The following is a 13,455-nucleotide window of genomic DNA, read 5'->3' on the forward strand; positions in this document are numbered from 1 at the left end:
TGGACGGTGGCGATCCGGGCGCCCGCGAATCGGACTCGCGACTCCCCTCGTCGGACGAGGAGGTGTGACTCGCGGTCGAACGGGGCGGCAGGATCCGAGCGAAAAAACGACGATAGCGCGCCAGTCCGGAGCCGGTCGGGGCCGGCTACTGGTTGATGCCGTACACGTCGCTCGACCAGTCGCGGGCCGGATGGTCGTAGACGGGTTCGTCGCGGTCACGGGCGTCGAGCGTCTCCAGGTCCTCGTCGGCCATCGACCAGTCGAACAGGTCGAGATTCGACTCGACGTGGTCCGGCGAGGAGGATTTGGGCAGGACGACGATGTCGCGCTCGGTCGCCCACTTCAGGACGATCTGGGCGGGGTGTCGGTCGTACTCGTCGGCCAGCGTCTGGACGGCCTCGTCCTCGAAGACTTCGGTGCGGGCCAGCGGCGCCGCCGCTTCGACTACGGTCTCGGTCTCCCGGCAGTACTCCACCAGATCCGGCCGCTGGAGCCACGGGTGGAACTCGATCTGGTTGACCGCGATGGGTACGTCCGAGATGTGATGGGCGCAGCTCAGCTGGTAGGCGCTGAAGTTCGAGACGCCGACGTTCCGGACGAGCCCTTCGTCGTGCAGCGTCGCCATCGCGTCGAGCGTCTCCCGGAGCGATATCGCGGGATTGGGCCAGTGGATCAGGTACAGGTCGAGGTAGTCGGTACCGAGCCGTTCGAGGGAGTCTCGACAGGACTCGATCACCGAGTCGTAGTTGAGGTTCTTCGCGAGCACCTTCGACGTGAGGAACACGTCCTCGCGGTCGTAGTCGGCCAGCGCCTCGCCGATCTCCGCCTCGTTTTTGTACCCCTCCGCAGTGTCGACGTGGCCGTACCCGGCGTCGAGGGCGGCGCGGACGCCCTCCTGGACCGTCTCGCCCCCGATGTTCCAGGTGCCGTACCCGATCTGTGGGAGTTCGTCGCCGCTCGGCAGTGTCTTCGTCGGAACGTCGCTCATAGAAGTCTCACCGGCTCTGTGTTGGTCCGGCGATGGGTTGTAAGTACTGATACCGGACGGGCGTGCCCGGTCACAGGCGGTAGACCGTGAGACGGACGACCACCGCGAGCGCGCCCGGCGCGAACGCGAAGGCGACCCGTTCCACACCCCAGCCGTCGACGTGCGAGAAGAGCAGCGGTCCGATCGTCAGGCCGATACCAGTCCCGGCCACAATCTTCAGCTGCTCGGCCGTGTAGCCGTAGTAATTCCCCCAGTCATTCGCTCTGCGCTCGAATCTCTCGACTGAAAACGGTGGGGGGAGGCGAGTGAGTGGGTTCGGGCGGATTTGAACCACCGGTCTCGGCCTTGTAAAGGCCGCGTCATAACCAACTAGACCACGAACCCTCGCCCGGATTTTCCCCCTGGGTCGGAATAACCCTTTCTCTCTGAGTCGAACCCGCAGGCTTAGGCGGACGGCCCCCATCCAATCGACCATGGTCGACAGTCGGGTGGTCTGGGGACTCGGAGTCTGTCTCCTGGTACTGGTCGGGGGCGTCTACGCGGTCCAGTCGGGTCTGTTTTACCAGCTGAACCCGCCGGATCCCGACAGCTACGACCGGGTGACGGTCACGGCCTACGACGAGAACGGGACGGAACTCGTGTCCGTCGAGGCCCAGGTCGCCGACACGGAGCCCAAGCGGTTTCTCGGCCTGAGCAATACCTCCGACCTGGGTGCGGACGAGGGGATGCTGTTCGTCCACGGCGAGGAGGACAGCTACGGCTACGTGATGCGCGAAATGGCGTTTCCGATAGATATCGTCTTCGTCGGGGCGGACGAGCGCGTCACGACGATCCACCACGCGGGAGTGCCGGAGGGTAGCTACGAGAATACCTATCGCGGCCGCGGGAAGTGGGTGCTGGAGGTACCGCGCGGGTGGACGAACCGAACGGGCGTCGACGTGGGCGACCGGATCGCGATTCCTCAGGCGGCGCGCACCGCGAGCGGGTGAGCGCGGGTGACGGACTCCCGGTCGTGAACGCGGCGAGTTCCGATACGGGAAGGACTCTCACGGCTTCGACGCGCTTTAGGAACCTCGTCCCCTGAGCGTATTCGATGAGTGTAGACCTCGACGAGGAGGAGGTCTTCGACGACGTACGCGACCGCGTCGATCGGCCGATGCGACGGCTGTTCGCCGAGTACGGTCGCGACAATCTCCCGCAGTTCGTCGTCGGCCTGATCAGCAGCGTCTTCGCACGCGTGCTGGACCTCCTTCCGCCGCTTCTGTTGACCCTGGCGATAGACGCGACCTTCCGCGATACCACGTCCTACAGTATCCCGCTGGTCCCCGACGCGTGGCTGCCGACCGAGGCGACCGGCCAGATCTGGTTTACGGTCGGTCTCATCGCCGCGGCGTTCTCGATCGGTGCGGCGTTCCACTGGACGCGCAACTGGGGCTGGAACTCCTTCGCCCAGAACATCCAGCACGATGTCCGCACCGACACCTACGACAAGATGCAGCGGCTCAACATGGATTTCTTCTCGGACAAGCAGACCGGGGAGCTCATGTCCATCCTCTCGAACGACGTGAACCGGCTGGAACGGTTCCTCAACGACGGGATGAACTCCTTCTTCCGGCTGTCGGTGATGGTGGTCGCAATCGCGGGGATCCTCCTCTACTGGAACTGGCAGCTGGCGCTGGTGACGCTGGTGATCGTCCCGATGATCGCCTTCTTCACGTACAAGTTCGTCAAGACGATCCAGCCCCAGTACGCCGAAGTTCGGTCGTCGGTCGGCCAGCTCAACTCGCGGCTGGAGAACAACCTCGGCGGCGTCCAGGTCATCAAGACCGCCAACACCGAGAGCTTCGAATCCGACCGCGTCGACGACGTCTCGGAGGACTACTTCGACGCCAACTGGGCGGCGATCAACACGCGGATCAAGTTCTTCCCGGGGCTCCGACTGCTCTCGGGGATCGGCTTCGTCGCTACCTTCCTCATCGGGGGGGTCTGGGTCGTCACGTACGAGGCGACCGGGGCCGCGCCGTGGTTCTTCACGGGCGAGCTCTCCGTCGGGCAGTTCGTCGGGTTCATCCTGCTGTCCCAGCGGTTCATCTGGCCGATGGCCCAGTTCGGGCAGATCATCAACATGTACCAGCGCGCCCACGCATCCAGCGAGCGCATCTTCGGGCTGATGGACACGCCGAGTCGCATCGTCGAGGACCCGGACGCGGAGGAACTCGTGGTCGAGGACGGACACGTCGCCTTCGACGACGTGCGCTTCGGGTACGGGGACGGGCCGGACGCCGAGGCCATCGTCGACGATATCACCTTCGACGTCGAGGGCGGCGAGACGGTCGCGCTCGTCGGTCCCACCGGCGCCGGCAAGTCGACGGTGATGAAGCTCCTGCTCCGGATGTACGATGTCGACGAGGGCGCCATCACCATCGACGGGACGGACCTGCGGGAGGCGACCATCCCGAGTCTGCGCCAGGCGCTGGGGTACGTCAGCCAGGAGACGTTCCTCTTCTACGGCACGGTCCAGGAGAACATCGAGTACGGCACCTTCGACGCCGACCGCGAGGACATCGTCGAGGCGGCGAAGATGGCCGAGGCCCACCAGTTCATTCAAAATCTCCCCGACGGTTACGACACGAAGGTCGGCGAACGCGGCGTGAAACTCTCCGGGGGGCAGCGCCAGCGCATCGCTCTGGCGCGGGCGATCCTCAAGGACCCGGACATCCTCGTCCTCGACGAGGCGACCAGCGACGTGGACACGGAGACGGAGATGCTCATCCAGCGCTCGCTGGACAAGCTGACCGCCGACCGGACGACCTTCGCTATCGCCCACCGCCTCTCGACGATCAAGGACGCGGACAAGATCGTCGTGCTGGAGGACGGCGCGATCGTCGAGCGGGGGTCGCACGAGGAGCTACTGGCCGAGGACGGCCTCTACGCGAAGCTCTGGGCGGTCCAGGCGGGGGAGATCGACGAACTCCCCGAGGAGTTCGTCGAGCGGGCCGCGCGGCGGCGGTCGCAAGTCGACGCCGACGCCGAAGTCGAAGCCAGCGACGACGACTGACCCGTCGACCGCGGGCCACGGCGGGGTGGCTCCGGGTGCTCTCCGGCGGGTGCAGGCGGGAAGCTTTTTGCGTCCGGGCGTGGCACCGTCGGGTATGAACGTCCTCCTGGGCATGGGCGGGAGTCCGGACGGATTCGACGCGCTGGAGGAGACGCTGACTCGGGCCCGCGACGCGGGCGACGAGCTGACGGTGGCGGTCCTCGACACGTCGGACGACCACGACCCCGACGACGTGGCGTCGGAGGTCCGCGACCGGGTCGACGAGGCGGGCATCGAAGCCGAGGTGACGCAGCTGTCGGGCCATCCGGGGAGCCAGCTCTCGCAGTTCGCCGAGCGCGAGGAGTTCGACCGCATCGTCATCGGGGGCGGCCAGCGCAGCCCGATGGGAAAGATCGAACTCGGCGAGGTCGCCGAGTTCGTGCTGTTGAACGCCGATACGACGGTGACTCTCGTTCGATGACCGGACGCACGTACCCCGACGAGGTGGCCGGTTCGTTCCCGGCGCCGCCGGTCGCGTTCACCGACGGCGAGGACCGGGAGATCCGCATCGAGGAGAGCGGCGTCGACGACTTCGAGCGGCTGGTCGCGATGTACGACGCGTTCGACGCCGCCGACCGCGCGCAGGGTATCCCGCCGGTCAAGGAAGAGGCCGTCCGCGAGTGGCTGGACACGCTGCTGTCGGAGAAGTCGGTCAACGTCGTCGCCGTCCACGAGGGCTCGCCGGTCGGTCACGCCATCCTCGTCCCGGACCGCGAGGCGGCCTACGAACTCGCCGTGTTCGTCCTCCACGACTATCAGAGCGCGGGCATCGGGACCGAACTGCTCGAAGCGCTGCTCGGAAGCGGCCAGGCCGCGGGCATCGAGAAGGTGTGGCTCACCGTCGAACGCTGGAACGAGCCGGCCATTGCCCTGTACAAGAAGCTCGGCTTCGAGACGAGCAACGCCGAGAGCTTCGAGCTGGAGATGGCGATCCGGCTGTCCTGAGCGGGCGGTCCCGTTTTCGCGAGCGCGTCAGACCGACAGGACGGGCTGGCTGGCGTATTCGACGACGTACTGGGCGGACTTGCCGAGCGTCTCGTCCGGCTCGGTTCCGTGTTCGCGCGGGACGACGACGAAATCGGCGGGGAGCTCCTCGGCCACGTCGAGGATGGCGCTGCCGGGGTGCTGGCGCAGTCGCGACCGCGAGAAGCCGACGACCGTCGAGTGGGTGACCGACACGTCGTCGGCGAACTCGTCGGCGTCGTCGGCGAACGACACCTGCTCGTCGGCGACGGCCTCGGCGTCGACCTCGCCGGTCTCGATCCCCCGCTTGACGGGCTCGTCGATCACGTGCAGGACGTGGACCGCGGCGTCGTACCGGTCGGCCACGGCGAGGCCACAGCGGACCGCCTCCTCGGCCTGGTCGGTCGCGTCGACCGGCACGAGGACCTGCTCGATGTCCAGACTCATTGCCTACTGCTCGGACGGGCGAGGGCAAAAAGTCACCGAGGTGTCGTCGCGTCGGCGATGGGGTGGTTTATACCCCTGGCGGGGGATCACTCGACCATGTTCGACACGGTGGTCATCGCGACCGACGGCTCGGACAGCGCCTCCCGGGCCGTCGACGTGGCGCTGGACGTCGCCGAGAAGTTCGACGCCGAGGTTCACGCCCTGTACGTGGTCGACCGGGGGGACGTAGCGGCGTCGCCGGACGAACTCAGGAAGGAACTCGTCGACGCGCTGGAGGCGGCGGCCGACGATGCCCTCGACGACGTGCGCGAGAGCACCGACGGCTCCGTCGAGACGGCCGTCCGCAACGGCCGTCCGGGCGCCGAGATCACCCAGTACGTCGAAGAGGTCGACGCCGACGTGGTCGCGCTGGGGACCCGCGGTCGCCACGGCGACCACGGGTTCGTCCTCGGCAGCGTCGCCGAGGCCGTCGTCCGCCGCTGTGACCGGCCCGTCCTCACCGTCCGCCAGCTCGACGAGGGCGAGGTCACGGCGGCCGACGCCTGAGCGGCCGTCGCGGACGTCCGGCGCGTCGTCACACCGACTCCGGCAACCGGGGGCTTGATACCCTCGCGGGCGCTCCCGCCCGTATGGACGACTGGATCATCGACGGCGACCGGCTCCCGCTCGAACGGAAGTCGGTCCTGCCCGGCGAGGGCTTTTTCTACCCCGATTCGCTGCAGGAGACAAAGAAGGAGAGCGAGGCAGTCGAGGCGCTATCCGGCGCCGAGACGGTCGTGATCGCTGACACCGACGCCGACGGCCTCGGCTGCGTCGCGCTGATCCGCGAGGTCCACGGCGAGGACGCCGCGCTGGTCCCCTCGGGCCCGCACGAACTCCGCCAGAGCATCGAGTGGGCCGTCGAGTACGCGCCCGACGACGCCCTCGTCTTCGTCTGCGACCTCGCTCCCGACGGCGAGGACGACATCACGGGTATCGACGGGCTGGCCGAGCGGACGACCGTCCGCTGGTTCGACCACCACCAGTGGGACGACGACCTCGTCGACGCCGTCGAGGCCGCGGGGGTCGACCTGACCGTCGGCGACTCCGACGAGGTCTGCACGACCGACGTGGCGCTTTCGGAACTCGACGCCGACTTCCCCGAGAAGTTCGAGGCGCTGGCGCGGGTCACCCGGGACCACGACCTGTGGATCAAAGAAGACGAGCGCAGCGACGACCTGGCCGATTACGCGATGTGGGCCGACCCCGAGGAGTACGTTCGCGTCATCCGGCGCTACGGCGTCGACTTCCCCGAGGCCGTCGAGGAGTTCCTCGAAGACGAACGCGTCGAGAAGGAGGCGCTGATCGAGAAGGCCGTCGAGCGCGGCGAACTCCGGGAGGTCGGCGAGTGGACCGTCGGCGTCACCTACGGCCGCTGCTCGCAGAACGAGGTCGCCGAGGCGATGCGCCAGCAGGGCGCCGACGCCTCGGTGGTCGTCAAACCTGCGGGGAGCGCCTCGATCCGCGGCTCCGAGGGCTTTGAGCGCGCCCACGAGGTCGCCGAACAGGTCAACGGCGGCGGCCACCCCCGCGCTGCGGGCTGCAAGCCCCACATCTACGACGACATGCTCGACTACGCCCACCACTGGACGACTCGGGGCGCGGTCGCCAAACAGGCCATCCTCGACGCCTTCCGCGCGCTCCCGCCCGAGGACGAGGCGGAAGGCACCGACACCGACCGCTGACCGTTACGGTTCCGTTACGTTCTTTCGGAGTCGCTCGGCCCGCGCCTCGCGCGCGGACTCGTCGGCGCCGCCCCACCAGGCGTCGAACCACCGACACTCGACCATCCAGGTGACCGCGAGGTAGAACGACTGTCGGCGTTCGAACGCCTCGTCGCGCTCGAACCGGACCCCTCGGGCGTCCTCGTACGCGTCGAGGAGCGTCTCGCGAACGCGTTCCCGGACGGCCGAACCGACGGGCGCCCGCTCGGAGAACTCGCGGACGGCCCAGGCCAGTTCGTATCGGGGGTCACCGGCCTGCGCCGCACCCCAGTCGAGGACGGCCGTGGGCTCGCCCGTCTCGGGGTCGGCGAGCAGGTTTCCGGGCCGATAGTCGCCGTGCAGGAGCGCGGCGTCGGCCGCGAGGTCGAGTTCGTCGAACCGGCCGTCGGCGTACTCGCGGAACACCCCCTCCAGATCGGCGAAGCGCGTCCCGGCCAGCCCGTCGAGCGAGCCGTCGACGATATCGCGAAGCCGGGCGCGCCACGCCCCCTGCCCGTCCCGTACGGTCGGCCCGCTCTCGCCGGCCACCAGGTGGCCGAACGTGTCGAACGACCGCAAGTCGTGGATCCGGGCGAGGAACCGGCCGGCGTCGCCCAGGAGGCGGTCGGCGGCGCCCGTTCGATCTTCGGTGGCCACCCCGAGCGGCGCCTCGCCGGGGAGCCGTTCCATCAGGAACGCCGGCACCGGAACTCCGTCCCGGGAGCGATAGGCGCCGTAGACCGTCGGGACGGGAACGGCCGTCTCCCGTCCGACGAGTTCGAGCAAGTCGACTTCGACGAGGAATCGTTCCGGGGAGCGACCGTCGACGGGACCGTCGCTCCGAAAACACTTCAGCACGACCTCGCGCCGTCGGTCCTCCCCGTCTCGGACCGTGACGCCGTACACGATGTCGCTGCCGGCCGGCATCGGCTCGGCGTTCAGGACGGTCCAGTCCGCGCGGAGGGCGGCGACGGCGGCCGCGACCTGCTCGGCCGAGAGCGGATCGCGGGGGCCGTACTTCGGGTCGGTCATCGCCGCTCGCGGCTCACTTCTCGCCGGCGAGCCACTTCTCGGAGTAGGCCGTGCCGCAGGTACACTGGACGTAGGCGTGGATCACGTCGCCCTCGTTGTACAGTCCCTCGACCTCCTCGTTCTGTTCCTCTGCGAAGGCGAAGACGAACCGCGCGTCGTGCGGTCCTTCCTCGTCGCTGTCGGGACAGACGCCGCCGGTCGCGTCGGCGTCGATCTCGCCGTCGTTCGCCATCGCCTGCTTGGCGAAGGCCATCGGGTCCATGTCGGTCGCGTTCTGGAAGGCGCTGCGGCCGCTGTCGCCCTCGACGACGAGGACGACGCCGTCCGCGACGCGTTCGCCGTGGTCCGCCAGGGCGTCGATGCCCGAGACGGCGTCGTCTGCGAAGTACATGAACACGTCTTCGGGCCGGTCGCCGGCCAGGAATGCCTCGCGGTCGCTCATGGGCCACGAGAGGCTTCCCCCGGTAAAAAAGGGCGCGTCTCCGGGCGCTCCCGCGGGCGGTCGCTCTCGGACGGGCGCTCACTCGGGGAGGACGAGCGACGACTCGCCGAGCAGGTTGATGAGTACCAGCGCGGCCGACGCGAGGGCGAGGAGGACGACGGCGACTGGGAAGGCGGCGTCGAGGCCGCGCCCCGAGAACGTGGCCCAGATCTGAACCGGAAGGGTGCGGGGGTAGTACGCGAGCATGAGCGTCGCGCCGAACTCGCCGGCCGCGCGAGCGAACGCGAGCGTGACGCCCGCCAGGATCCCTCGCCATGCGAGCGGCAGGGTCACCCGCCGGAAGGTCCCCCACTCCGTCGCGCCCAGCGTCCGGGCGGCCTCCTCGGTGTGGGCGTCGACGCGTTCGAAGGCGCTCCGGGCGGTCAGGACGACGAACGGCGAGGCGACGAACGTCTGGGCGAGGACGACGCCGGCGAGGGTTCCGGTTATCCGGACGCCGAGGAGTCCGCCCAGCCCGTTCGAGCCGACCGCGCCGACCAGGACCATCCCGCTGACGACCGGGGGGAGCACGAGCGGGAAGGCGACGACGGCGGTGACGAGCGTCCGCCCGCGGAACCGCGCGCGGGCGAGCCAGTAGGCCAGCGGCACGCCGAACAGCGTCGCCAGCGCGGTGCTGATGCTCGCGGAGACCAGCGTGTTGCGGGCCGCACCGACGACGAACGGCGCGTCGAGCGCGGCGAGGACCGCGCCCGGCGGCTGTGCGAGGAGGAGCCACGCGACCGGGACGGCGTAGAGGACGAGCAGGAGCCCGCCGAGGAGGGGCGCCGCGGCGCCCCACGGCGACCGCTCACGGGCGGTGGACACGCGGGACATCACCACTGTACTCGGGGAACCCCTCGGGGACGACGAAGCCGTGGTCGCCGAGGTACTCGCCGCCGACCAGCGTCTCGAACGTCTCGGCGACCCGGTCGCCGTCTTCCCGGGCGACCGCGCCGTAGGTGATCGGTGCGCCGCGGACAGTCTCGCCGTCCGGCAGGTCGTAGCTCACCGCGCCGTACGCCTCGGCGTGGTCGGGGTCGCTCAGGTCGATCTCGGCGGGGAGGTCGACGTAGTCGTACCCCCGGTCCTCGGCCATGCTCCGGTAGACGACGGCGGCGTCGAGATCACCGGTCTCGAACCGCGACAGCAGCGACGTCTCGGGGTAGACCTGCCGCGGGTCGACGAGCGCGTCGCCCAGGCCGGGTCGGTCGTAGTACTCGCTCGCCAGGTCGAGCGCGAACAGCGTCCGGTAGCCCAGCGGGTCCAGGTCCGGGTCCGTCCGACCGAGCGACGCCGCGCCGTCGGCGACGGGGTCGAACCAGCGGTCGGCCTCGGCGACGCGTCGGCCGGCGTCGCTGTCGGTGTGAGCCACCACCAGCGCGTTCGTCGCGAACTCGGCGTGCCACTCCGCCGGGAGCACCCGATCGAACAGTGCGGTGTCGGCCAGCGCGACCACGTCCGGGTCGCGCCGTCCCTCCGCGACGAGTCGTGCGACCGTCACGGAGCCGTGCGCCTCGACCTGCACCGGCCGGTCGACCGCCGCCCGGAACCCCTCGGAGAATGCGAGCTGGAGGCTCCCGGCCGCGAGGACCGAAATCGGCCGTCCGCCACCACTGTCGCCGTCGGACCCGCTGCTATCGCTCCCGTCCGTCCCGGCCGCGCTCCCCATGCTCCCGACACAACCGCTCACCCCGGCGGCGACGGTCGTCGCCCCCGCACCGCCGAGGGCGGTCAGAAACCCGCGGCGGGTGGTCCCGTCGCTGGACCCTACGTCGGCGGACCCTACCCCGTCGGTCCCCCGCCCGCGGCGTCCGTCGACCGACCGTTGTGTCGACATAGACATATCGACGTTGTGTCGGTCGAGACATAACGATTTTGGTCGGTGCGGTCGACTCGACGGTATGGACGCGGGGTTCGAGGCCCACCTGCGGGTCGGCGGGGAGACGGTCGACGAGCGCGACGCGGCGTTGCTGCGAGCGGTGGCCGCGGAGGGGTCGCTCAACGCCGCGGCGTCGGCGCTCGGCCGCTCGTACTCCCGGGCGCACGGCCGCATCGGCGACCTGGAGGACGCCGCCGGGCCGCTCGTCGAGCGTCGTCGCGGCGGGAGCGAGGGCGGCGGCAGTCGGTTGACCGACGAGGCGCGCGAGCTCCTCGCCGAGTTCGACCGCCTGCAAGCGGCGCTTTCGGGGACGGCCGCCACCGAACGGCTCGTCCTCGACGGGCGCGTCGCAGCGCGTGACGGCGACCTCGCGACCGTCGAGACGGCCACCGGAACGGTCCGCGCGCTCGCGCTGACCGACGCCGACGACGTGCGGGTCGCGTTCCGGTCGGACGCCGTGACGCTGCACGCCCCCGAGAGCGCTCCCGAGGGCGGCGAGACGAGCGCGCGCAACCGCTTTCGCGGTGAGGTGGTCGACGTCGACCGCGGCGAGGGGACCGCGCTCGTCCGCATCGACGTGGGCGCCGAGGACCCGCTCGTCGTCCGCGTCACGGAGACGAGTCTCGACGGGCTCGGGCTGGAACCGGGCGTCGACGTGGTCGCGTCGTTCAAGGCGACCGCGACGCGCGCGACCGCCGCACCCGGTGCGACCGAGCCGAACGATCCAAACGAGTAGCGCGCTAGCCTGTCGCGCTCAGATCCCTTTCTCCATCTCGACGTGGTCGATGCCGGCCTCCTCGAACACGTCGCTGGTCGTCTCGTAGCCGAGCCGCTCGTAGAACTCTTCGACGTGGGTCTGGGCGTGCATCACCAGCCGGTCGATCCCGCTGTCGGCGGCCGTCGCTTCCAGCCGCTGCATCAGCGCCCGACCGAGTCCCTCGCCGCGACGGTCGGCCACCACGGCGACCCGCTCGACCTTGCCGACGCCGGCTTCGACCTCGCGGAGCCGCGCCGCGCCGACGGGGTCGCCGTCGTCGGTCGCGACGAAGTGGACCGCCTCGTCGTCTCTGCCGTCCATCTCGATGTCTTCGGGGACGCCCTGTTCGTCGATGAAGACCTCGCGTCGGACCGAGAGGGCCGCCTCCCGGTCGGCCTCGTCGTCCGCGACGCGAACGTCGACGCTCATGTCGTGTCGTCACGCTCGAAGACGCCTGAGAATTGCGGTCGGTGTGTCGAAACGAACGTGTCGGAACGGACTGATCGAGGCTACGAGCCGTCGGGGCTGTAGTTGGGCGCCTCGTCGGTGATGACGACGTCGTGGGGGTGGCCCTCCTGTTGGCCGGCCTGGGACACCTTGACGAACTCGGCGCGCTGCTTGAACTCGGGGACGGTCTCGGCGCCGACGTAGCCCATGCCCGAGCGCATGCCGCCGACGAGTTGGTGGAGCTCGCTGGCGAGCGTGCCCTTGTACGGCGTCGCCGCCTCGACGCCCTCGGGGACCATCTCCTCTTCCTCGTCCTCGTCGACGTCTTTCAGGTAGCGGTCGCCCCCGCCGGACTGCATCGCGCCCACGGAGCCCATGCCGCGGTACTGCTTGTACTTCTTGCCGTTCATCGTGACGACGCGGCCCGGCGCCTCGTCGGTGCCGGCGAAGTAGGAGCCGAGCATGACCGCGTCCGCGCCCGCGGCGATGGCCTTGATGGCGTCGCCGGAGTAGCGGATGCCGCCGTCGGCGATGACGGGCACGTTCTCTTGGCTCGCCACGTCGGCGACCTGCGCGACGGCGGTGATCTGGGGCATGCCGGCGCCGGTGACGACGCGGGTCGTACAGATCGAGCCCGGGCCGATGCCGACCTTGATCCCGTCGGCGAAGTCAACGACGGCCTCGGCGGCCTCGCGCGTGCCGACGTTACCCACGACCACGTCGGCGTCGACCTCCCCGGTGATCTCGCGGGCGCTGTCGACGACGTTGAGGTTGTGCGCGTGCGCGCAGTCGATGAACAGCACGTCGGCGCCGGCCTCGTCGGCTGCCTGGGCGCGCTCGGCCTCGAAGGGGCCGACGGCGACGCCGGCCCGGAGGGCGCCCTCGTCGTCCCGGGCCGCCGAGTCGTACTCGCGGCGCTGGAGGATGCCCTGCATCGTGATGAGGCCGATGAGCCGGTCGTCGTCGACGATCGGGACGCGCTCGATCTTGTGTTCGTACATGAGTTCGAGCGCCTCCCGCGGGGTCACGTCCTCGGGCGCGGTGATGACCTCGTCGGTCATCGCCTCGCGCACCTCGTCGGACTCGCCGACCTCCAGATACGGGCGGATGTCCGTGCCCGAGATGATGCCCAGCACCTCGTCGTCGTCGCTGACGACCGGCGCGCCGGAGACGCCCGCGCGGGCCATCATCTCGTCGACCTCGCGGACCGTCTGCTCGGGCGAGGCCGTCACCACGTCGCGGATGATGAGTTCGTCGGCGCGCTTGACGCGCTCGATCTCCGCGACCATCTCGTCGACGTCCATGTTGCGGTGCATGACGCCCAGGCCACCCTCGCGGGCCATCGCGATCGCCATCTCGCTCTCGGTGACGGTGTCCATCGCCGCCGTGAGCACCGGCACCTGCAGCTGGACGTTCTTCGACACACGTGTCGTCGTGTCGGCCTCGTCCGCTTCCACCCTGCTCTCCTTCGGCCGCAGGAGCACGTCGTCGAACGTCAACGCCTCCGGCACGCGGAGTTTCTCCGAGAAAGGTTCGGGATCGTTCGCCATGTAAACCGTCGCTCCCGCCGGCCCAAAAACGTTGCGAGACGCCCGCTCCGTGCCAGCCGTTCCCGAGACGTC

General features: G+C 69.6%; 16 protein-coding genes and 1 tRNA gene. 7 read left to right on the forward strand and 10 right to left on the reverse strand.

The annotated features are described in order from the left end of the window. Positions 1-145 precede the first annotated feature (145 nt). The 3 genes from C475_RS14940 to C475_RS14945 form a co-directional block, all read right to left on the reverse strand. Positions 146-988 (reverse strand): aldo/keto reductase, encoded by an 843-nt coding sequence (locus tag C475_RS14940; protein ID WP_006884691.1) that lies wholly within the window; start codon positions 986-988, stop codon positions 146-148. 70 nt (positions 989-1,058) lie between these two features. After that, a complete protein-coding gene (locus tag C475_RS23930; protein WP_161625200.1) occupies positions 1,059-1,199 on the reverse strand; it encodes a hypothetical protein in 141 nt (46 codons plus the stop codon). A 99-nt stretch (positions 1,200-1,298) separates the two neighbouring features. Next, positions 1,299-1,372: transfer RNA gene (locus tag C475_RS14945), tRNA-Val, on the reverse strand. An 89-nt stretch (positions 1,373-1,461) separates the two neighbouring features. On the opposite strand from C475_RS14945, the gene C475_RS14950 reads away from it, so the two are divergent. From C475_RS14950 to C475_RS14965, 4 genes are all read left to right on the forward strand, one after another. Continuing rightward, positions 1,462-1,977 (forward strand): DUF192 domain-containing protein, encoded by a 516-nt coding sequence (locus C475_RS14950; protein ID WP_006884692.1) that lies wholly within the window; start codon positions 1,462-1,464, stop codon positions 1,975-1,977. A gap of 104 nt (positions 1,978-2,081) precedes the next feature. After that, on the forward strand, positions 2,082-4,046 hold the full coding sequence (locus tag C475_RS14955) for an ABC transporter ATP-binding protein (RefSeq protein ID WP_006884693.1): 1,965 nt from the start codon (positions 2,082-2,084) through the stop codon (positions 4,044-4,046). Between the two features lie 94 nt (positions 4,047-4,140). Then, a complete protein-coding gene (locus C475_RS14960; protein WP_006884694.1) occupies positions 4,141-4,506 on the forward strand; it encodes a universal stress protein in 366 nt (121 codons plus the stop codon). Beyond that, positions 4,503-5,030, forward strand: coding sequence for a GNAT family N-acetyltransferase (locus tag C475_RS14965; protein WP_006884695.1), 528 nt, complete (start codon positions 4,503-4,505; stop codon positions 5,028-5,030). Before C475_RS14960 ends, C475_RS14965 begins: the two co-directional genes overlap by 4 nt. Positions 5,031-5,057: 27 nt before the next feature. Here C475_RS14965 and C475_RS14970 read toward each other — a convergent pair whose 3' ends face one another. Then, entirely contained in the window at positions 5,058-5,495 is a 438-nt protein-coding gene (locus C475_RS14970; RefSeq protein ID WP_006884696.1) for a universal stress protein, read from the reverse strand. A 96-nt stretch (positions 5,496-5,591) separates the two neighbouring features. Here C475_RS14970 and C475_RS14975 point away from each other — a divergent pair, with 96 nt between their 5' ends. After that, positions 5,592-6,041, forward strand: a complete 450-nt coding sequence (locus C475_RS14975; protein ID WP_006884697.1) for a universal stress protein — start codon at positions 5,592-5,594, stop codon at positions 6,039-6,041. A gap of 83 nt (positions 6,042-6,124) precedes the next feature. Next, positions 6,125-7,219, forward strand: a complete 1,095-nt coding sequence (locus tag C475_RS14980; RefSeq protein WP_006884698.1) for a DHH family phosphoesterase — start codon at positions 6,125-6,127, stop codon at positions 7,217-7,219. Between the two features lie 3 nt (positions 7,220-7,222). On the opposite strand, the gene C475_RS14985 is transcribed toward C475_RS14980, so the two are convergent. The 4 genes from C475_RS14985 to C475_RS15000 all read right to left on the reverse strand — a co-directional run bounded on the left by C475_RS14985 (position 7,223) and on the right by C475_RS15000 (position 10,587). After that, the gene (locus C475_RS14985) at positions 7,223-8,269 is read right to left on the reverse strand and encodes a phosphotransferase family protein (protein ID WP_006884699.1); all 1,047 of its coding nucleotides are present in this window, start codon (positions 8,267-8,269) and stop codon (positions 7,223-7,225) included. Between the two features lie 13 nt (positions 8,270-8,282). After that, positions 8,283-8,711, reverse strand: a complete 429-nt coding sequence (locus C475_RS14990) for a DUF5807 family protein (protein ID WP_006884700.1) — start codon at positions 8,709-8,711, stop codon at positions 8,283-8,285. Between the two features lie 78 nt (positions 8,712-8,789). Next, a complete protein-coding gene (locus C475_RS14995; RefSeq protein WP_006884701.1) occupies positions 8,790-9,584 on the reverse strand; it encodes a molybdate ABC transporter permease subunit in 795 nt (264 codons plus the stop codon). Continuing rightward, positions 9,559-10,587 (reverse strand): extracellular solute-binding protein, encoded by a 1,029-nt coding sequence (locus C475_RS15000; protein ID WP_006884702.1) that lies wholly within the window; start codon positions 10,585-10,587, stop codon positions 9,559-9,561. The genes C475_RS14995 and C475_RS15000 overlap by 26 nt, the downstream gene beginning before the upstream one ends. 64 nt (positions 10,588-10,651) lie before the next feature. On the opposite strand from C475_RS15000, the gene C475_RS15005 reads away from it, so the two are divergent. Beyond that, positions 10,652-11,365 (forward strand): TOBE domain-containing protein, encoded by a 714-nt coding sequence (locus C475_RS15005; RefSeq protein WP_006884703.1) that lies wholly within the window; start codon positions 10,652-10,654, stop codon positions 11,363-11,365. An 18-nt stretch (positions 11,366-11,383) separates the two neighbouring features. Here the strand turns inward: C475_RS15005 and C475_RS15010 are convergent, their stop codons facing one another. After that, positions 11,384-11,815: a GNAT family N-acetyltransferase gene (locus C475_RS15010; RefSeq protein ID WP_006884704.1), complete on the reverse strand. Its 432-nt coding sequence runs from the start codon at positions 11,813-11,815 to the stop codon at positions 11,384-11,386. Positions 11,816-11,895: 80 nt separating this feature from the next. Continuing rightward, positions 11,896-13,383 (reverse strand): IMP dehydrogenase, encoded by a 1,488-nt coding sequence (gene guaB, locus C475_RS15015; protein ID WP_006884705.1) that lies wholly within the window; start codon positions 13,381-13,383, stop codon positions 11,896-11,898. Between the last annotated feature and the right edge of the window lie 72 nt (positions 13,384-13,455).

The organism is Halosimplex carlsbadense 2-9-1, assembly GCF_000337455.1.
Lineage (GTDB): Archaea > Halobacteriota > Halobacteria > Halobacteriales > Haloarculaceae > Halosimplex > Halosimplex carlsbadense.